13 protein-coding genes and 1 tRNA gene are annotated in these 19,795 nt (G+C 68.9%); 5 read left to right on the top strand and 9 right to left on the bottom strand.

Going from position 1 to position 19,795, the window contains the following annotated elements; translation table 11 throughout:
- The 8 genes from thrC to FHQ07_RS02785 form a co-directional block, all read right to left on the bottom strand.
- Complete coding sequence (gene thrC / locus FHQ07_RS02820) at positions 1-1,296, bottom strand: threonine synthase (protein ID WP_139715251.1); 1,296 nt, start codon at positions 1,294-1,296, stop codon at positions 1-3.
- A complete protein-coding gene (locus FHQ07_RS02815; RefSeq protein WP_139715250.1) occupies positions 1,293-2,216 on the bottom strand; it encodes a homoserine kinase in 924 nt (307 codons plus the stop codon). The genes thrC and FHQ07_RS02815 overlap by 4 nt, the downstream gene beginning before the upstream one ends.
- On the bottom strand, positions 2,213-4,711 hold the full coding sequence (gene thrA, locus FHQ07_RS02810) for a bifunctional aspartate kinase/homoserine dehydrogenase I (protein WP_139715249.1): 2,499 nt from the start codon (positions 4,709-4,711) through the stop codon (positions 2,213-2,215). The genes FHQ07_RS02815 and thrA overlap by 4 nt, the downstream gene beginning before the upstream one ends.
- 196 nt (positions 4,712-4,907) lie before the next feature.
- Positions 4,908-6,161, bottom strand: a complete 1,254-nt coding sequence (locus FHQ07_RS02805) for a dicarboxylate/amino acid:cation symporter (protein WP_139715248.1) — start codon at positions 6,159-6,161, stop codon at positions 4,908-4,910.
- Positions 6,158-6,928, bottom strand: a complete 771-nt coding sequence (locus FHQ07_RS02800; protein ID WP_240703538.1) for a L,D-transpeptidase family protein — start codon at positions 6,926-6,928, stop codon at positions 6,158-6,160. The genes FHQ07_RS02805 and FHQ07_RS02800 overlap by 4 nt, the downstream gene beginning before the upstream one ends.
- Before the next feature lie 69 nt (positions 6,929-6,997).
- Entirely contained in the window at positions 6,998-7,846 is an 849-nt protein-coding gene (locus FHQ07_RS02795) for a MurR/RpiR family transcriptional regulator (protein ID WP_139715247.1), read from the bottom strand.
- 10 nt (positions 7,847-7,856) lie between these two features.
- Entirely contained in the window at positions 7,857-8,963 is a 1,107-nt protein-coding gene (locus tag FHQ07_RS02790) for a dipeptide epimerase (RefSeq protein ID WP_139715246.1), read from the bottom strand.
- A complete protein-coding gene (locus tag FHQ07_RS02785; RefSeq protein ID WP_240703537.1) occupies positions 8,960-10,414 on the bottom strand; it encodes a C40 family peptidase in 1,455 nt (484 codons plus the stop codon). Before FHQ07_RS02785 ends, FHQ07_RS02790 begins: the two co-directional genes overlap by 4 nt.
- 220 nt (positions 10,415-10,634) lie before the next feature.
- On the opposite strand from FHQ07_RS02785, the gene FHQ07_RS02780 reads away from it, so the two are divergent.
- The 5 genes from FHQ07_RS02780 to FHQ07_RS02760 all read left to right on the top strand — a co-directional run bounded on the left by FHQ07_RS02780 (position 10,635) and on the right by FHQ07_RS02760 (position 18,401).
- Positions 10,635-13,673, top strand: a complete 3,039-nt coding sequence (locus FHQ07_RS02780; RefSeq protein ID WP_139715245.1) for a TonB-dependent receptor — start codon at positions 10,635-10,637, stop codon at positions 13,671-13,673.
- Between the two features lie 56 nt (positions 13,674-13,729).
- Positions 13,730-14,989 (top strand): diaminopimelate decarboxylase, encoded by a 1,260-nt coding sequence (gene lysA, locus FHQ07_RS02775; RefSeq protein WP_240703536.1) that lies wholly within the window; start codon positions 13,730-13,732, stop codon positions 14,987-14,989.
- Positions 14,986-16,563 carry a serine hydrolase gene (locus FHQ07_RS02770; RefSeq protein ID WP_139715243.1) on the top strand — a complete coding sequence of 526 codons (1,578 nt, stop codon included), beginning with the start codon at positions 14,986-14,988 and terminating at the stop codon, positions 16,561-16,563. Before lysA ends, FHQ07_RS02770 begins: the two co-directional genes overlap by 4 nt.
- Positions 16,466-18,310, top strand: a complete 1,845-nt coding sequence (locus tag FHQ07_RS14700; protein WP_425476938.1) for a serine hydrolase — start codon at positions 16,466-16,468, stop codon at positions 18,308-18,310. Before FHQ07_RS02770 ends, FHQ07_RS14700 begins: the two co-directional genes overlap by 98 nt.
- Positions 18,311-18,325: 15 nt before the next feature.
- A tRNA-Ala gene (locus tag FHQ07_RS02760) sits at positions 18,326-18,401 on the top strand.
- A 45-nt stretch (positions 18,402-18,446) separates the two neighbouring features.
- On the opposite strand, the gene FHQ07_RS02755 is transcribed toward FHQ07_RS02760, so the two are convergent.
- A complete protein-coding gene (locus FHQ07_RS02755) occupies positions 18,447-19,751 on the bottom strand; it encodes an amidohydrolase (protein WP_139715242.1) in 1,305 nt (434 codons plus the stop codon).
- Positions 19,752-19,795: the final 44 nt, after the last annotated feature.

The raw sequence follows: 19,795 nt of genomic DNA, 5'->3' as shown, positions 1-19,795 counted from the left end.
TCACCAGTCGCGCAATCGCGCGCGCAGGACGTCCTCGTTGTTGGCCAGCGGCTCGGCGCTGCTGGGGCGATCCAGCATCGCCTGCAGTGCGGGCGGCAAGGCCACCGCATCGCCCAGCAGCGGCTCCACCACCTCGGGGAACTTGGCCGGATGCGCGGTGGCGACCACCGCCCAGTCGCCTTGCTCGTCACGCGCGCGCAGGCGGTCCAGCACCTCGGCGGCGCAGGCGGTATGCGGGCAGGCGATGTACTCGCGCGTCGCACGGGTGCGCAGGATGGCCTGGCGGATGGCGTCGTCGCCGACCGCTTCCGCGCGCAGCACGCGGCGCAGTTCGGCGGCATCCGGATACAGCCATTGCAGGCGTTCGAAATTGCTGGGCGCGCCCACGTCCATCGCGTTCGCCAGCGTGGCGATGCTGGCGCGCGGCGCGTATTCGGCGCCGGCGAAGAAGGCCGGCAGCACATCGTTGGCATTGCTGGCCAGCACGATCTCGCCGATCGGCAATCCCAGCCGCTTCGCCAGCAGGCAGGCCAGCGCATTGCCCAGGTTGCCGGTGGGCACCACGAAATTCAGCGCGTTGCCGGTGGCGCGCCAGTGCAGCAGCGCGGCGCGCGCATAGTAGGCGGCCTGCGGGAACAGGCGGCCCAGGCTGATGCTGTTGGCCGAGCCCAGCGGCACCTGGTCGCGGAACGCGGCATCCGACAGCAGCGCCTTGGCCATGCGCTGGCAGTCGTCGAAGCTGCCGTCCACCCGGAACGCGCGGATGTTGTCGCCGAAGCAGCCCAACTGGTGCGCCTGCCGCGGCGAGACGCGGCCATCGGGATAGAGGATCGCCACGCGGATGCCGGGCCGTCCGTGGAAGGCGCCGGCCACCGCGGCGCCGGTATCGCCCGAGGTGGCGACGACGATGGTGAGCGGCTTGCCGTCCGCACGCGGAAGCGCCGCCAGGCATCCGGCCAGGAAGCGCGCACCGTAGTCCTTGAACGCGGCGGTGGGACCGTGGAACAGCTCCAGCACGAAATCGCCGTCCTTCCCGAACGCGCGCAGCGGCGGTTCGACGTGGAAGGCGTCCGCGCAGATCGCCGCCAGTTCCGGCGCCAGCGCATCGCCGGCGAAGAACGGCGCCAGCATGCGCATGGCGACCTGCGCGGTGGTTTCGTCGCCATCGAACTCCGCTGGCGAGAACGACGGCCACGAGTCCGGCATGTACAGGCCGCCATCGGGCGCCAGGCCGGCGGCGATGGCATCGGCGATCGACACCGCCGGCGCGTTGCCGCGCGTGCTCAGCGCCTTCATGCCAGCACCCGCGCGGCCGGGCCGGCGACGGGGGTGAGGTGCGCGTCGCTGTCGAAGCCGGCATCGGCGAAGGCGCGTGCCATCGCCGTGGCGGCGGTGCGCGCCGTGGTTTCGTCCTCGCACCAGGCGAACACGCTGGGGCCGGCGCCGGAGATGCTGGCGCCCATCGCGCCGGCGTCGAGTGCGGCGCGCTTGACCGCGGCGAAGCCGGCGATCAGCGGCGCGCGGCGCGGCTCCACCAGCAGATCGTCGAGGCCGGCGCGCACCAGCGACGCATCGCCGCGTTCGCAGCCCAGCAAGACCTGCGCGAGTTGCGCGCTCTGCGCCACGAATTCGCCCAGCGCGTAGTGGCCGGCGAGGGCGGCGCGTGCATGCTTGGTTTCCAGCACCGCATGCGGATGCACGACCGCGGCATGCCAGTCGGCCGGCACATGGATCTTGGTCAGCCGCTCTGCCGTGGCCAGCACCAGCCCGCCCAGCAGCATCGGCCCGACGTTGTCGCCGTGCTTGCCGCCGCTGGCCACCGCTTCGCCGGTCAGTGCGTGCGGATACAGCGCTTCCGGCGAGAGCGGCGCATCGAGCAGGGCATTCGCCGCCACCAGCGCGGCGACGCAGGACGCGGCGGAACCGCCCAGCCCGGAGCCGAGCGGAATGCCCTTGTCGATTTCGAGTTCGAAGCCGTAAGGCAACGCCAGCGCTTCGCGCAGCGAAATCAGCGCCATGCCGCCGGTATTGCGCTCGGCTTCGAGCGGCAAGTCGGTGACAGCGCCGCGGATGGCGGCGATGCGCACGGTCGGCGCGTCGATGCGGCGCACCGTGGCGATATCGCCGATGCCGGCGATGCTGTGGCCGATGATGTCGAAGCCGACGCCGATATTGCCCACGGAACCCGGCGAGAACGCCCGCACGACGCGGCTCACAGGCGCGCTCCCAGCGCGCCGGCCACGCGCAGCAGGTCGGAGAACACGCCGGCGGCGGTGACCTCCGGGCCGGCGCCGGGGCCTTGCACGATCAGCGGGTTGTCGCAGTAGCGGCGAGTGGTGAATTGCACGCAGTTGTCGGTCAGTCGCAGGTGGGCGAAGGCATGGTCGTTCGGCAGTTCCAGCAACGCAACCCGCGCGCTGCCGTCGTTCTGCAGGCGGGCGACGTAGCGCAGCACGCAGCCGCGTTCGCGCGCGGCCTGCAGGCGTTGCAGCATCGGCGCGTCCATCGCCGCCAGGCCGGCCATGAAGCCGTCGCGGTCGGCATCGCGCAGCGCGGCGGGGACCAGGCTCTCCACCTCGACATCCTGCAGCGACAGCGGCATGCCCGCCTCGCGGGCGAGGATGGTGAGCTTGCGCGCCACGTCCATGCCGGACAGGTCGTCGCGCGGGTCGGGCTCGGTATAGCCCAGCGCATGCGCCTCGCGCACCAGCTCAGAGAACGCCACGCTGCCGTCGAATTTGTTGAACAGCCAGGCCAGGGTGCCGGAGAAGATGCCGTCGATGGCGATGAGTGCGTCGCCGGTGTCGAGCAGGTCGCGCAAGGTGGAGATCACCGGCAGGCCGGCGCCGACCGTGGCTTCGTAGCGGAAGCGCGCGCCGCCGTGGGCGCGTGCGCTGCGGATGGCTGCATAGCGTTCGAGCGGACCAGCACCCGCCTGCTTGTTGGGGGTGATCACGTGGATGCCGGCGGCCAGCCATTCCGCATAGTGTTCGGCGACCGCATTGCTGGCACTGCAGTCGATGATCGCCGCGTGCGGCATGTGGGTATCGAGCAGGTGGCGGGCGATCGCGGACAGGTCGGTCGCGATGGGGGCCTCTTCCATGCGCGTGCGCCAGTCCTTGCTGTCGCGATGTTCGCTCAGCCACAGCTTGCTGCTGGTGGCCAACGCGCGCAGGCGCAGGTCGATGTTGGCCTCGCTGCGCAGGCGCGGCAGCGCGGCCTGCAGCTGGTCGAGCAGGGCGGCGCCGACCTTGCCCGGGCCGATCACCGCCAGCGCCACGGTTTGCGGCGACAGCCAGAACGCCGCATGCGCCGCACGCAATGCGCGGGTCTGGTCTTCGGCGGCGATGGCGACCGAGATGTTGCGTTCGGAGGCGCCCTGGGCGATGGCGCGGATGTTGACCCGTGCGCGTGCCAGCGCACCGAACAGCTGCGCGGCGATGCCGGGCGTGCCGGCCATGCCGTCGCCGACCGCGGCCAGCACGCTGATGCCGGGTACGACCTGCACGCCTTGCACCTGCGCCGAGCCGAGCTCGCGCGCGAATTCGTCCAGCAACACGTCGCGCGCGGCGGCGGCATCGGCTTCGCGCACCACCGAGCAGATCGAATGCTCGGACGAGCCTTGCGAGATCATCACCACCGAGATCTTCGCCGCATGCAGCGCGGCGAACACGCGCTCGGCGGTGCCGGGCACGCCGATCAGGCCGGCGCCTTCCAGGCTGACCAGCGCAAGCCCGGCGTTCAAGGTGAGGCCTTTCACCGGGCCGCCGGCGCCGCCGTCGGCATCGATGCGGGTGCCGGGGAAGTCCGGGTTGAAGGTATTGCGCATCAGGATCGGCAGGCCGCGCGCGATGGCGGGGGTCATCGTCTGCGGATGGATCACCTTGGCGCCGAAGTAGGCCAGTTCGCAGGCTTCCTGGTAGCTCATCGCGGTCAGCGAGACCGCTTCCGGCACCAGCCGCGGATCGGCGGACAGCACGCCGTCGACATCCGACCAGATATGCAGTTCATCGGCATCGAACAGCGCCGCGAAGATCGCCGCGGAGAAATCGCTGCCGTTGCGGCCCAGCACCGTGGGCAGCCCGTCCTTGCCGCCGGCGACGAAACCGGTGGCCACCGCGCGCGCCTGCGGGTGCGCCGTGCGCCATGCGGCGAGGCGCTTCGCGCTTTGCTCCCAATCGACGATCACCCCGAGTTCGCCGGGCTGCACGACGAGCACCTCGCGCGCGTCGAGCAGCGCGTAATCGCCGCCGCGTGCGCGCAGGTGCGCCTGCAGCAGGCGCGAGGACAGCACCTCGCCCATGCCCTGGATGCGTTCGAACGCGGCGCGCCCCGGCTGCCGCAACAGGCCGACCGCACGCAGCAGTTCGGCGAGTTGCGCGAATTGCGCGTCGAGCCAGTCGCGGGTGTCCGCAGGCGCGTCGAGCAGGGCATTCGCGGCATCGAGGTGTTTCTGTCGCAAGGCCTCCAGCGCGGGCCGCCAATCGCTGCCTTCGGCCGCGGCATTGGCGATGCCGATCAGCGCATCGGTCACGCCCTGCATCGCGGACACGACCACGACCTGGCGCGGATCGTCGGCATCCAGCATGAGGCCGGCCACATGGCGGATGCGGCCGGCATCGGCCAGCGAACTGCCGCCGAACTTGTGCGCGCGGCAACGTGCGGCGGGTTTGGATGGTTCGGCGTCGTCCTGCTGCGGCAAAGCGTTCATCGAGGCTCCTGTGGTGCCTCGCATCGCGTCAGGGCGGGGTCTTCGCCCCGTCTCTGTTCGAGTGCGGGGCGGTGTATGTGGAAGACTTATCCAGGCATGACCGACCGCACCGGCGTGGTACCGGTACCGGTAATGGTCGTGGTGGAGGTCGGGCGGCGGGACATGGGCCGACTGTGCTGCAGTGCAGCGAGGGCTGTCAAGCGGTGGTTGCGGGTGGAACCGTTCCGCCATCCCCGCTGCGCGACGCCACCAGCGCATTCGCGGTCATGTCGCCGGTGACGTTGCCGACAGTGGCCAGCACGTCGGGGATCGCGTCCACCGCCATCAGCACCGGCAGCGGGGCGATCGGCAAGCCCATCGCCTGGGTCACCGGCAGGTTGGTGGCGATGAAGATCGCCTGCCCGGGCAGGCCGACCGAGCCCATGCTCACCAGCACCGACAAGGCCACGCCGGTGGCGAGGTGGGCGAAGGTGAGGTCGATGCCCATCGCCCAGGCGATGAAGCTGGCGCTGGCGATGTACTGGATCGGCGAGGTGATGCGGAACAGCGAGACCGCCATCGGCAGCACCAGCCCCGAGACCGACTGCGGGAAGCCGAGCCGCTGCTGCGAACTCTCGAGCATCGCCGGCAACGTGGCCAGGGAGGATTGCGTGCTGGCCGCCACCGCCTGCACCGGCGCGATGCCGGACAGGAAATGACCGAGTTTCTGGCGGCCGGCGGTGACCGCGATCGCGACCAGCAGCACCACCGCCAGCAGGTACAGCGCGCATTCGAGCAAGATGTAGATGCCCAGCGCCTGCAGCATGCCCAGCCCGGCGCGTGCGGTCAGCGCCAGCACCAGCGCGAAGATGCCGACCGGCGCCACCCACAGCACCCAGCGCACGATCACGATCATCGCGTCGCTGATCGCCTGGAAGAAGCCCACGACTTGCGCGCGCTTGTCCGGGTCGATCCGGGTCAGCGCGAAGCCGAAGAACAACGCGAAGGTCACCAGCGGCAGCATCGCGCCGGCGGCGGCGGCGGCCACGGCATTGCTCGGCACGATCGCGGTGAGCGCGCTGGCCCACCCGCCGGTGGCCTGCGGGAGTTCGGCTTCGTGGCCGCGCAGCGCGGCGGCGACCGCGGGGTCGGGCTGCAGCATCGACAGTGCCAGCGGCGCGAGGATCGCGGCCATGGTCGCGGCGGCGGTCAGCAGCACCACGAAGATGATGATGGCGCGGCGGGCGACGCGGCCGGAGTGGGCGACGTCGCTGGCCTGGTTCACCCCGACGATCACCAGCGACAGCACCAGCGGCACCACGGTCATCTGCAACGCATTGATCCACAGCTTGCCGAAGGGTTCGACGATGTTGGCGACGGACGCGGCCAGCGCCGGATCCGTCCACGCCAGCAGGATGCCGATCACGATGCCGGCGACCAGGCCGGTGAGGACGCGCGCGGTGGTGCTCATTGCTCGATCTCCGGCAGCTTCCATGCGCCGCGCAATTGCGCGTACTGCGCCTGCGGCAATTCGACGAACACCGGATGCTGGCGCGCATCCAGCCAGGCCAGCAGCGGCGCCATGTGGTCGGGCGCCATCGCGGTGCAGCCGGCGGTGGCCTCGCCGGGCGCCTTCCACAGATGGGCGAAGATGCAGCTGCCGCCCTGCCGGTTGGCGCCGTCGGCGTTGTGTTCGATCACGAAACCCTCGCGGTAGCGCTGGTCGCCATCGGCGTGCAGGTCGCGGCGCATCGGCTCGCTGGACTTGTCCAGGTACGGTGCCTTGACCAGGCTGCGGTCGACGATCTTGTTGTAGTAGTTCGATTCCGGCACGTCGATGCACCAGTCGTTGCTGCCCATGCCCTTGTACGCGAGCCCGGTGTTGGCGCTGGGCGCATAGCCGAATGCGGTGCCGATGGCGAACACGCCCGCCGGCGCCTTGCCGTCGCCCTCGCGCTTGACCGGGCCGTCGCTGCGCGCGGCGTGCAGGCCGATACCCCAGGCGGTGCCGTTGCGGCCCACGGTGACGTCGAAACCGTCGCCGACCTGCTTCCAGCCGGTGCCTTCGCGTTCGAAATAGCGCAAGGTGCCGGACTGCGCATCCCAGTCGGCGGTGGTGACCAGCACCAGTTGCCGCGCATTGGCCCAGTGCGCGGCTTCGCCGCTCGTGGACGGGGCATGCGCGCAGGCGGCAAGCGCCAGCGGCAACAGGAAGGTCGCGGTTCGGCGGATCGGCATCGGTCGGTTCCAGGGGAACGGTGGTGCGTGGACGGCAAGCATGCCCGAGCGTCGCGGCCGGGTCATCCGTCACGGCTCCAGCAACGGCTGGATCCGTTCGAGGTTTTCCTGCAGCCGGGTGCGGCGCTCGCCGTCCGCCTCGCACAGGCGGATATAGACGCGGTCGAGCAGGTGCTGCAGGGCGGAGTGGTAGAGCAGGGGTTCGATGTGCGCGCGCTCGTCGTGCGCGGAGACCAGCAGGGCCACGTCCGCGTGCGCGCGCAGGGCATTGGAACTGTGCCGGGTGACGGTCACCACCTTGCCGCGTTGCCGCGCGCGGAAGTGGTGGCTCAGGTGGCACAGCGCCGGCTGCATGCCGTGCTCGGAGAACACCAGCAGCACGTCGTTGGCCGCGGCCGCGGACAGGCTGGCGGTCATGTGCGCCGGGTCGAAGTTGTGCACGGTGAGGATGCCGAGCAGCGACAGGCGCAATGCGAACGCGCGCGCATGGATGTCGTCCTCGCCCAGGCCGATGATGAACACCGTGCGCGCGCGGCCGATCGCCGCCGCCGCCGCATCCAGCGACTTGGGCGGATTGATCAGGCGGGTGGTTTCCTCGGCTTCCGACTTGCGCTGCCACAGGCCGGCGGCCGGGCGCGGCGACTCGCCGGCGTCTTCGCCGGAGGCGTCGGCGCCGTTGCCGTTGTCGGCGCGCACCACCGCCTCGTTGATCGACAGCTTGAGGTCGGGATAGCCCTTGAAGCCCAGCTTCTGGCAGAACTTGACCACGCTGGACTGGCTGATCCCCAGCGCATTGGCCAGCTGCTGCGAGGAATAGTCGCGCAGCAGTTGCGCATTCTCGAGGATGAAGTCGGCGATGCGGCGCTCGATCGCCGACATCCGGTCGCGCTCGGAACGGATCTTGACCAGCGCCGTCATCGCGCGCGCCTCAGGCGGCCTTGTCCGCGGCCGGGGCGAGGCCCTCGATGCTGCGGATGCCGAGGCCAGGCGCAGCGGTCACGCTGATCTCCGATTCGTTGAAGATGACGCCGCCGGCCACCGGGTCGTACTGGCACAGCGAGGGGCCGTCGAGGTCGACCTTGCTGATCACGTCGGACTTGGCGACGGCGAGATGCACCGCGGCGGCCACGCCGATGCTGGATTCCAGCATGCAGCCGATCATGCAGTCGACGCCGTACAGCCCGCAGATGTCGGCGATCTTGACCGCGTTGGAGATGCCGCCGGTCTTCATCAGCTTGATGTTGACGATGTCGGCCGCGCGCATGCGGATGAGTTCCACCACCTCGCGCGGGCCGAACACGCTTTCGTCGGCCATCACCGGCGTGTGCACGCGCTCGGTCACGTAGCGCAGGCCGGCCAGGTCGTGCGCCTTGACCGGCTGCTCGACCAGCTCCAGTTTCACGCCCGCATCCTCCAGCGTCTGCAGCGCGAACACCGCCTGCTTGGCGGTCCAGCCCTGGTTGGCGTCGAGGCGGAGCAGGGCGCGGCCCTCGACCGCGGCGTGGATCGCCTTGGTGCGCTCGATGTCGACGCCGATGTCCTTGCCCACCTTGATCTTCAGCGACTCGAAGCCGCGCTCCACCGCCGCCAGCGAATCGGCCACCATCTTGTCGATGTAGTCCACGCTGATGGTGATGTCGGTGGTGATCGCCGGTTCGCCGCCGCCCAGCAGCTGGTACAGCGGCGCGCCGTACAGCTGGCCCCACAGGTCGTGCACCGCGATCTCCACCGCGGCCTTGGCGCTGGTGTTCTTCTCCATCGCGCCCTGGATCAGGCCGGTGATGCGGTTGAGGTTGGCGATGTCCTGGCCGAGGATCCGCGGCGCGATGTACTGGCGCACCGCCTCCACGATCGAGCCGTGGGTGTCGCCGGTGATCACCGCGGTGGCCGGCGCGCTGCCGTAGCCGACGTGGCCGCTGTCGGTATGCACCATCACCACCACGTCCTCGACCTGCTCGACGCTGCGCAGCGCGGTCTTGAACGGCGTCTTCAGCGGCACGCGCAGCATGCCGAAACGGATGTCGGTGATTTTCATTGGCGTTTCGTCACCCGGACGATATTAGTGATGCGGTCGACGTAATCGTGGTCCTTGCCGAAGCGCAATGGCAAGAGCGGGGTCAGCGACACGCCGTTGAGGTGCATCGAATGCAGTTCGCCGTCGGCGCCGAGGGTGCTGCCGCCGTTGGTGTCGTGGATCACGTAGGGCATGCCGTCGATGCGGCCGACGAACATCATCACGTGCCCGGGGATGTAGATCAGGTCGCCGACATCCAGCGCCGCGACCGCGGCCATGCGCTTGGCGCGGGAATCGCCGGCTTCGAAATGGGTACGCGCGAACACCGGGCTGACCGCCTGGTCGCTGGTGTTGCGCGGCAGCTGCACGCCCATGCTGCGGTAGACCTCGGAGACGAAGCCGCTGCAGTCGCGGCCGTTGTACGAATGGCCCCAGCCGTAGCGTTCGCCGAGGAACTTGAACGCTTGGCGGATGATGTTGGCGCGGGTCAGCGGCAGGTAGCCGGGGGCGCTGTCGGCGTTCTTCTGCAGCAGCGCCGGCGCGAAGCCGAGGCCTCCGTCCGCGTTGCGCACCGGCAGGTCGAGGATCCACGCGCTGTACGGATGCTGGCCGTTGACCGGCTCGTCCAGCGGCGCGCCGGCCTGCGGAATGCGCACGCCCATGTCCAGCTGCACTTCGGATACCCGCGGTTCCTCGCGGGTGAACACGGTGCGCGGCTTTGCGCCGGTGATGACGCGGTACGGCGTGCGCTGCGCATAGGCCAGCACGGTGGCCCTGTCGCCGCTGGCGATCGCCTTGGCCTCGACCCATGCCGCATAGCGCGGGCTGACCACGAACAGCCACTGGCCGTCCGCGCTGGCATGGGCGATGGCGACCGGGTCGCCCGGGAACAGCGCGCTTTCCTGGAAGCGGTCGATGTCGGCATCGTCGTCGCTGCTGAACACCCGCAGCGCGGTCGGGAAGGCGCGCAATGCGGCGCGTTGCACGGCCATGCCGTAGCGGGTGGCCTGGTTCGCCGGGATCGCCTCCATCGCGCGGTTGCCGACGATCGCATCGAGGCTCGCCTTCGGCACCGGCTTGCCGGCTTCGTCCCACAGCGGTTTCGCCGGCGGCGAGGCGAGACCCTCGATCCAGCCGGCGACCTGCGCGCGGGTCAGGCTGGCAGGCAGCGCCGAGAGGTCGTGCATCGAATCGTCGTCGCGCAACAGGCGTGCGTTGCGGGCGTCGATCGCGGCCGGCGCCATCAGCGCGCGATTCGCCGCCTGGGTGCGCGCGATCCAGAATCCCGGCGAGAAATACGCATCCTCGACGCCGATGACGCCGCTTGCCGGCATCGCCGGCATCGCCGGCATCGATGCCGGTGCGGTCCTGGCCGGATCGCGCGCCAGTCCGGGCAGGGCGGCGAGCGCAAGCGCCATCGCCAGCATCCGCAACACGGGAAGCGCAGTTCGCTGGCGTCGCATTTCGGTCATGTCCTTCCTTTTTTCCAGCTTGCCACGGCGCCGGCCGGCGCGCGGTTTTGTGCATTGCGGAATAGGTGATTCGAAATATTTATACGCCAAGAATAAATTATTGACCAGCGGTTGCCTGCGTGTTACACAGGCGTGAAAGCAGCAGATCGCCAAGGTCCCGTCCGGGTGTGGCACGCCCCGGATGGCGCAATCCAACCAGATCATCGACCGGGGAGTAGTCATGAGCAGCACCCGCAACTTGCGCAAATCCGTACTCAGCATCGCGATGGGCGTGTGCCTGTCGTCGCTGGCCGTGGTGCCGGCATACGCGCAAAGCGCGACGGGTTCGGTCGCGGGCCGCGCCACTGCCGGCGACCAGGTCACCATCGTGAACAGCGCGACCGGTGCCAGCCGCACGGTCACGGTGGGCACGGACGGCAGCTATCGCCTGAGCCAGCTGCCGGTGGGCGACTACAGCCTGCAGGTGACGCGCGCCGGGCAGGCGGTCGGATCGCCGCTGCAGGTCAACGTGCCGCTGGGCGGCACGGCCACGATCAACCTCGGCGGCGAGGGTGGCCTGACGAACCTCGATACCGTGCAGGTGGTCGGTTCTCGCGTCATCAATCGCGTGGATGTGTATTCGACGGAAACGGCGACCAACATCAGCCGCGAGGAACTGGCGCGGGTGCCGGTGGACCAGACGCTGGGTTCGATTGCACTGCTGGCGCCAGGCGTACTCAGCGGAAATTCTTCATTCGGGGGCATTTCCTTCGGCGGTTCATCGGTCGCCGAGAACTCGGTCTTCATCAACGGCTTGAACGTCACAGATTTCTACCGCCGCCAGAGCTTCTCGACCGTGCCATTCGCCTTCTACGAGGAATTCCAGGTCAAGACGGGCGGCTACTCCGTGGAGTTCGGCCGCAGTACCGGAGGCGTGATCAACGCGGTGACCCGTCGCGGCAGCAACGTATTCAAGGGTGGCATCCAGACCACGTTTGAACCGGCTGCGTGGCATGCCGAGGGCGACGACCACTACTATGCGGATGGTTCGGTCAATGTGCGCTCCAGCCATGATCGCACCAGCTTCACCAAGGCCAATGTCTGGGGATCCGGCCCTCTGGTGAAGGACAGGTTGTTCCTGTTCGCGATGTACGAATGGCGCGATAACCCGTCGCGATTCACCAATGCCGCAGGCAACAGCCTCAGCCGCCGCGAATCGAGCAATGGCTTCTGGGGCGGCAAGCTGGATTGGCAGATCAACGACGACCATTTGCTCGAACTGCTCGCATTTTCGGATGCGGGCGATTCGCTTACCAAGGTCTACACATACAACTTCGACACCGCCAGCGTCGGTGCCGCGGCACCCAGCCAGTCCTCGTCGTCGGGTGGCGGCAAAAACGGGTCGATCACTTATACCGGCCACTTCGGCGAAAATTTCACCGCCAAGGCCATGTATGGCATCAATCGCAGCAGCAGCTTCATCCGCTCGCCAGCGGACGAATTGTGCAATTGGGTGACCTACAACAACGCCTCTTACGGCGCCGTTTACCGCGCAATGGGCAGCCCGGTGCTGGGTTGCCATCCCGGATCCAACGTGATTTCGCACGAGGATGAGCGCAAGGCCAAGCGCCTGGATTTCGAATGGTCACTGGGCGATCACCTGCTCCGCTTCGGCTGGGATCATGAATTGATGACCACCGACCGGGTCACTTTCTATCCCGGCGACGGCAAGCAGTACACCGCCTATGGGCGCACTAGCCCCACCCAAGTGCTGGATAACGGGACGCCGCTGCCGACGGGGGTGAACGCTTTCCTGATGGCGCGGGAACGCGCCGACGGCGGCGTGTTCGACATCGAGGCCAGCGCGCTGTATCTCGAAGACGTGTGGAATATCACACCGAACTTTATGCTGAACCTCGGCCTGCGCCTCGACAACTTCGAGAACAAGACGGCCGCCGGCACCACGTTCTTCGATACCAAGAAGCTGCTTTCGCCGCGTTTGGGCTTCTCCTGGGACATGAAGGGCGATGGCAGCACCAAGCTGTTCGGCAATCTGGGCCGGTATTACCTGCCGATCTCCAGCATCATGAGTTATACCTTCGCCGGCGGGCTGACCGACGAGCGCACCTTCTACGCACTCGATGGCTGGCGCGCGGCGACCAATCCAGTCACCGGCGCGCCCTACATGGAGCCGATCATCGGCGCGCAGATCGGCCCGGTGGACGACACCTTCAATATCTCGGTGGCCGACCTGCGCCAGAGCGTTGACCACGACATCGATGCGGTCTACCAGGACGAGGCGATCTTCGGCTTCCAGAGCGCGATCAGCCCGGCATGGTCGTGGGGCGTCAACGCGACCTACCGGCGCATGCCGAATGCGATGGACGACGTGCGTATCAACGCACTCTGCGGCGTGCGCCACGGCACCCTGTTCCCGATCGCCAACCCAGGTGACGAGTTGACCTTGTGGGGCACCACCGCGATGGGCTGTGCGCAGGACGGATGGGTCACCATCGACACCTCCCGAGAAGGGTACATGACCTCCACCACCAACACGATCATTGGGTACTCCAAGCCCAAGCGTACCTACAAGGCGGTGGAATTCCAGATCGATCGCGCGTGGGATGGCAAGTGGGCGTTCAACGCGTCCTACCTGTGGTCGAAGTCGGAAGGCAACCATGAAGGCCCGGTCAATTCCGATACCAACTATGGCGACACGGGCATGGTCCAGCACTGGGATCACCCCGCCAACAATCAGGACTACGGTCCGCTTTTCAACGACCGCACGCACCAGATCAAGCTGCGCGGCAGTTACGAGCTCAACGAAGTGTGGTCGTTCGGTGCCACCCTCGTCGCGCAGTCGGGCGGCCCGATCAATGCATTCGGCGTGACCTGGCCGAACGACTCGTTGGCCGGCGGCAGCGTTACCTCGATCGGGTCGGGTGGCGGCACGTTCTGGCACTGCATTCCGCCGGCTGGCCTGCCGAATTGCTCGACCGTGCCGGTGGCGAACCGGGTGTACGAATACGCTGGCCGTGGCTGGGGCGGTCGCTTGCCATGGACCTACAACCTGGGTGCGAACGTTACTTGGACCTTGCCGGTGCCGGATATCGATCTGAAGGTGCGCTTCTCGGTGTTCAACTTGCTCGACCAGCAGCAGGTGATCAACGTGAGCCAACGCTATGAAGCGCAGCCGGGCCAGATGCGTTCAACCTGGAATACAGGCACCCGGTGGCAATCGCCGCGTTACGCACAGCTCGTGGTCACCTGGAATTTCTGACCGTCCTTCCCCTCGGGCGGCCCATGCGGGCCGCCTTCTTTTTTTTGGAACAGGCAATGCCGCCGGAAGCGGGTTTTTCCACGTTCGCGGGCGTCGAGCTCGCGGCCCTCGGCGAGCGCGAGGGTACGCCGCTCTACGTGTACTCGGCGCCGGCGATCCGCGCGCGCGTTCGCGCGTTGCAGGCGGCCTTGCACGGGCTCGACGCCGGCATCTGCTACGCGGTGAAGGCCAACGGCAACGGCGCGGTGCTGCGCCTGTTGGCGGGGGAAGGCGCGGGCGCGGACATCGTCTCCGGCGGCGAGTTGCAGCGCGCGCTGCGCGCCGGGATCCCGGCCGAACGCATCGTGTTCTCCGGCGTGGGCAAGTCCGACGCGGAAATCGCGATGGCATTGCGCGCCGGCATCGCGCGCTTCAACGTGGAATCCGGCGCCGAACTCGACGCCATCCAGCGCATCGCGGCGCGAAACCACGCAGTGGCGCGTGCCTCGGTGCGGATCAATCCCGACGTGGACGCGCGGACCCACGCCAAGATCTCCACCGGCAAGGCGGAGAACAAGTTCGGCGTCTCCATCGCCGAGGCGCGCGGCTGGTTCGATGCGAAGGCGCAATGGACGAACGTGCGGCTCGACGGCCTGCACATGCACATCGGTTCGCAGCTGCTGAGCCTGGACCCGGTGCGCGAGGCGTTGCGGCGCATGGCCGCGTTCTGGCGCGATCTCGAAGCCGCCGGCCATGCCATCGCCAGCATCGACGTCGGCGGCGGACTGGGCGTGCGCTATCGCGAGGGCGAACAGGCGCCGGATGCCGGCGAATACGTGGCCGCGATCCGCGAGGCGCTGGCCGGCTTCAAGGGCCGCATCCTGGTCGAACCCGGACGCTGGCTGGTGGCGGAGGCAGGCCTGCTGCTGTCGCGGGTGCTGCTGGAGAAGCAGGGCGATGCGCGGCGTTTCCTGGTGCTGGATGCGGCGATGAACGACCTGCTTCGGCCCAGCCTCTACGAGGCCTGGCACGACATCGTCCGCATCGGCGACAACGCCGGGCGCGAACGCATCGGCTACGACGTGGTCGGCCCGGTTTGCGAAACCGGCGACACCTTCGCCAGCGCGCGCGCATTGCCGCGTTGCCGGGCCGGCGACCTGGTCGCCATCCTCGGCGCCGGCGCTTACGGCGCATCGATGGCCTCGACCTACAACTCGCGTCCCCTCGCGGCGGAAGTGCTGGTCGACGACGGCCGCTACGCGCTGGTCCGCAAACGGCAGACGTTCGATGAGATGATCGCCGGCGAACGCCCGGCCACCGACTGGATCACCGCATGAACCGCGCGGCATCGCGTGCATTGCTCGTATTCGCGCTCGCGGCCGCGCCGTGGGCGCAGGCCGCGGCGCCGGCATCCGGCCCGGCCCCCGGCGCGATCGACGCCGCGGTGCGCGCGACCGTCGAACGTTACAAGCTGCCCGGCATCGCGGTCGGCGTGATCGAGGACGGCAAGGTGGTGTATGCGCGCGGCTATGGCGAAACCGTCGCCGGCAGCGGCGATCCGGTGACCACCAGGACCTTGTTCAAGATCGCCTCCAACAGCAAGGCGATGACCGCCAGCGTGCTGGCGCGGCTGGTGCAGCAGGGCAGGCTGCGCTGGGACGATCCGGTGGTGAAGCACCTGCCGCAGTTCGCCATGCACGACCCCTGGGTCACCCGGCACATGACGGTCAGCGACCTGCTGGTGCACAACAGCGGCCTGCCCGAGGGCGGCGGCGACCTGATGCTGTGGCCGGAACCCAACCTGTTCACCCGCGACGACATCGTCGGCGGCCTGCGCTACATCAGGCCGGCCTATGGCTTCCGCGCCGGCTATGCCTACGACAACCTGCTGTACGTGGTGGCGGGGCAGGTCGCCGCCGCGGCCGGCGGCGCGTCCTACGAGGAACTGGTGCGCCGCGAATTGTTCCAACCGCTCGGGTTGGACGGCTGCCGGGTCGGCGAGTTCGGGCTGGCCGCGGCCGGCAGCGTGGCGCAGCCGCACACGCGCGAAGGCGCGCGCAACATCGCGATGCGTCGCGACGGCGCGACCGTGCCGGCGATCGCCTCCGCCCCGGCGGGCGGCATCCGCTGCAGCCTCGACGACATGCTGGCCTGGGCCGGCAACTGGCTGGCGCCGAACGATGCGCAGAAAGCCTGGCTCGGCGATGCGCAGCGCGCCGAGCTGTGGAAGGCGCGCACGCCGATGCCGATCTCCGCGCAACGCAAACGCTGGGACGGCACCCATTACTACGCCTATGCCTACGGCTTCCGCCTGGCCGATGCCGACGGCGCGTGGACGGTCTCGCACACCGGCACCCTGGGCGGCATGTATTCGATGATGATGCTGTTGCCGGACCGCAGGTCCGGCTTCGTGCTGATGATCAACGGCGATGGCGACCGCGCGCGCAGCATGCTCGGCGAAGTCCTGCTGAAGCTGTTCACCGCTCCGGAAAAATCGCTGGGCGTGGCGGGCTACGCCGACGCACTGGCGAAGCCCCCGGCCGGCGCTGCAGCGCCGGCCAAGCCGAAGCTGCCGGACGTCGCCGCGCGCAAGCCGGTGCCGGCATCGGAGATGCGGGCGTGGCTCGGCACCTGGCGCGATCCGTGGTTCGGCGACGTGCGCCTGTGCCCGGCCGGCGATGGCGTGGAATGGCGCTCGCTGAAGTCGCCGAAGATGCACGGCAGGGTCGCTGCGCTCGATGGCCGCTACCTGCTGCACTGGGACGACATCGCGGTCGATATCGACGCCTGGCTGGATTTCTCCGGCTCGGGCGATGCGCGCCGGCTGCGCATGGCCAAGCTCGACCCGGAGGGCGACTTCAGCTCCGACTACGAGGACCTCGACTTCGTGCGGGTCGGCGCCTGTGACTAGCCGCCGCGCGGCCTTGGCGGCATTGCTGCTCGCGACCATCGGTTGCGCGAGCGTCGCCCGGCAGCCGGAGCCCGTGCTGTCCCCGGCCAGGACCATGGCCGAGGCCGGCATGGTCGACATCCGCGGCCTGGTGCCGGACATCGCGCAGGACATCAAGTATTACGGCCGCGACAACTTCGTCGGCGCGCCGGTCGATGGCTACCGGGCGCCGCGCTGCTGGCTCAAGCGCGAGGCCGCCGAGGCGCTGGCGCGGGTCGAACGCGGCCTGCGCGAACGCCACCAGCGCCTGCGCATCTACGACTGCTACCGGCCGGCGCGCGCGGTCGCGCACTTCATGCGCTGGGCCGCCGATCCCGCCGATCTCAAGACCAAGCCCGTGCATTACCCGGACCTCGACAAGCCGCAGTTGCTGGGCGGCTACATCGCGCCGGTGTCCGGCCACAGCCGCGGGGCCACGCTGGATCTCACCCTGCTGCAGTGCGACGGCCGCGATGCCGGCTGCAGGCCGTTGGACATGGGCACCGACTTCGATTTCTTCGGTACCCGCGCCAACACCGATTCGCCCGAGGCGACCGCCACCCAGCGCGCCAACCGCCACCTGTTGCGCGCTGCGATGGCCGCCCACGGGTTCCGCAACTATCCGATGGAATGGTGGCATTTCACCTTCCAGCCGGAACCCACTCCCCACACCCTGTACGACGTGCCCGTGACTTCGCCCGAACAACCCGAACGACAGGTCCAGATCGACCGCTTGATGCAACGCTACGAGGGCGACGTGCCCGGTGCCTCGCTGCTGGTCGTGCACGATGGCGAAGCGGTGGTGAGCCGCGGCTACGGGCGTTCCGACCTGGAGCTCGGCACCGAGGCCGGCCCGGCGACGAGCTACCGGCTGGCCTCGGTCAGCAAGCAGTTCACCGCCGCCGCGATCCTGCTGCTGGCGCAGGACGGCAAGCTCGGCATCGACGACCGCGCGCGCGCATGGTTGCCGGCGCTGCCGCCGGCGGCGGATGCGGTGACCTTGCGCCACCTCCTCACCCACACCTCCGGCCTGGTCGACTACGAGGACCTGATGGCCGAGCCGTACCCGGGCCAGATCCTGGATGCCGGCGTGCTGGAACTGCTGTCGAAGCAGAACCGGCTGTATTTCCCGCCCGGCAGCGCCTACCGCTACAGCAACAGCGCCTACGCATTGCTGTCGCTGGTGGTGGAGCGCGCCTCGGGCATGGCCTATCCGGAGTTCCTGCGCCGCCGGATCTTCGAACCGCTGGGCATGCACGACAGCCTGGCCCATGTCGCCGGCGGCCCGGAGGTCCCGCATCGGGCCTGGGGCTACAGCGAAATCGATGGCCATTGGCAGCGCACCGACCAGAGTTCGACCAGCGCGGTGCTCGGCGACGGCGGCATCTATTCCAGCATCGACGACCTCGCGCGCTGGGATGCGGCCCTGTACGACGACCGCCTGCTCGGCGATGCCTGGCGCGCGCAGGCCTTCAGCCCGCAGGCCGAGGTGACGGGCGAGGATTACCAGGCGCGATACGGCTTCGGCTGGCGCATCAGCGGCGATACCCTCTGGCATTCCGGCGAGACCGTCGGCTTCCGCAACGTGATCGTGCGCTGGCCGCGACAGCGGCTGACCGTGGTGCTGCTGAGCAACCGCAACGACCCGGAACCCTATCGAACGGCGCTGCAGATCGGCGCATTGTTCGGGGCGGACCGAGCGCTTGCCTGCGCATCGTGCCTCCCTTAGACTTCCAGTCCCCTTGGGGCCATAGCTCAGCTGGGAGAGCGCGTCGTTCGCAATGACGAGGTCGGGAGTTCGATCCTCCCTGGCTCCACCAAACATCCGAAAAAGCCGGCCCATGGCCGGCTTTTTCGTTGCCGGGTCAGGCGCCCGCGCCGCGCTGGTGGTCCAGCACCAGCTGCAGCATCGCGCGGGTACCGACCTTGAGCGCCTCCTCGTCGAGGAAGAATTCCGGCGAGTGGTTGGAGGGCGCCCTGGCCGCATCCTCGCCCCTGGGGGTGGCGCCGACGAAGAAGAAGAACCCCGGCACTTCGCGCGCGTAGAAGCTGAAGTCCTCGGCGCCCATCACCAGGCCCATCTCGACCACGTTGGCGTCGCCCACGGCCTTGCGCAGGCTGGGCACGCTGCGCGCGGCGAGGGCAGGGTCGTTGACGGTGACCGGATTGCCCTTGGTGTCCGGCACCTGCACCACCGCGCTCGCGCCATGCGCCCTGGCCACGTTTTCGGCCACGTTGCGCAGGTCCGCGAACGCCGATTGGCGCATGCCCTCGTCGAAGGTGCGGATGGTGCCGACCAGCTCCACCGAGTCGGGGATGATGTTGTAGCGGATGCCGCCCTTGATCGCGCCGAAGCTGAGCACGACCGGCAGCCTGCTGATGTCCTGGCGGCGGCTGACGATGGTCTGCGCGGTGCCGACCAGGTCGGCGGCGGCGACGATCGGGTCGATCCCGCCCCAGGGCCGCGAGCCGTGCGTCTGCCGCCCGTGCACCACGATGTTGAAACGGTCGGAAGCGGCCATCGCCGGGCCGCTGCGCCAGCCCAGCTGGCCGGCGTTGAGCGTGCTGAACACGTGCAGGCCGAACACCGCCGTGGGCTTGAAGCGCTGGAAGATCCCCTGCGCCAGCATCTCCTCGGCGCCGCCTTCCTCGCCGTCGGGCGGGCCTTCCTCGGCCGGCTGGAAAATGAAGAGGATCTCGCCCGGCAGCGTGGCCTTCTTCGACGCCAGCGCTTCGGCCACGCCCAGCAGGATGCCGACGTGGGCGTCGTGGCCGCAGGCGTGCATGACGCCGACCGGCTCGCCGCGGAAGGTGGCGGTCGCCTTCGATGCGAACGGCAGGCCGCTGCGTTCGGTGACCGGCAGCGCATCCATGTCCGCGCGCAGGGCGATGCGCGGACCGGGCCTGCCGCCGCGCAGCACGGCGGTGACGCCGGTGCTGGCGATGCCGGTGCGCACGTCCTCGAAGCCGAGCGCGCGCAGGCGTTCCGCCACCAGCTTGGCCGTGCGCAGTTCGCGGTTGCCGAGTTCCGGATGCTGGTGGATGTCGCGCCGCCATGCCAGGACGCGGGCGTCGACCTTGCCGGCCAGCGCCTCGACCTCGGCGTCGGCGGCGCAGGCGGGCGGGGGCAGCAGCGCGACGAGCGCGGCGACGAGCAGCGAATGGCGCATCACGACGATCTCCCCCGGGGTCGAAACGATGCTACACCGCGGGC

The sequence above is a fragment of the Thermomonas aquatica genome (assembly GCF_006337105.1).
Lineage (GTDB): Bacteria > Pseudomonadota > Gammaproteobacteria > Xanthomonadales > Xanthomonadaceae > Thermomonas > Thermomonas aquatica.
This window is presented reverse-complemented; position numbering and strand designations above follow the sequence as displayed.

Coding starts and splice junctions, on each gene's coding strand:
- FHQ07_RS14700 (WP_425476938.1), top strand. CDS start 16,466: ATGCGCGCCGGCTGCGCATGGCCAAGCTCGACCCGGAGGGCGACTTCA.
- FHQ07_RS02785 (WP_240703537.1), bottom strand. CDS start 10,414: ATGACCGAAATGCGACGCCAGCGAACTGCGCTTCCCGTGTTGCGGATG.
- FHQ07_RS02780 (WP_139715245.1), top strand. CDS start 10,635: ATGAGCAGCACCCGCAACTTGCGCAAATCCGTACTCAGCATCGCGATG.
- FHQ07_RS02770 (WP_139715243.1), top strand. CDS start 14,986: ATGAACCGCGCGGCATCGCGTGCATTGCTCGTATTCGCGCTCGCGGCC.
- FHQ07_RS02795 (WP_139715247.1), bottom strand. CDS start 7,846: ATGACGGCGCTGGTCAAGATCCGTTCCGAGCGCGACCGGATGTCGGCG.
- FHQ07_RS02800 (WP_240703538.1), bottom strand. CDS start 6,928: ATGCCGATCCGCCGAACCGCGACCTTCCTGTTGCCGCTGGCGCTTGCC.
- FHQ07_RS02805 (WP_139715248.1), bottom strand. CDS start 6,161: ATGAGCACCACCGCGCGCGTCCTCACCGGCCTGGTCGCCGGCATCGTG.
- thrC (WP_139715251.1), bottom strand. CDS start 1,296: ATGAAGGCGCTGAGCACGCGCGGCAACGCGCCGGCGGTGTCGATCGCC.
- thrA (WP_139715249.1), bottom strand. CDS start 4,711: ATGAACGCTTTGCCGCAGCAGGACGACGCCGAACCATCCAAACCCGCC.
- FHQ07_RS02755 (WP_139715242.1), bottom strand. CDS start 19,751: ATGCGCCATTCGCTGCTCGTCGCCGCGCTCGTCGCGCTGCTGCCCCCG.
- lysA (WP_240703536.1), top strand. CDS start 13,730: ATGCCGCCGGAAGCGGGTTTTTCCACGTTCGCGGGCGTCGAGCTCGCG.
- FHQ07_RS02790 (WP_139715246.1), bottom strand. CDS start 8,963: ATGAAAATCACCGACATCCGTTTCGGCATGCTGCGCGTGCCGCTGAAG.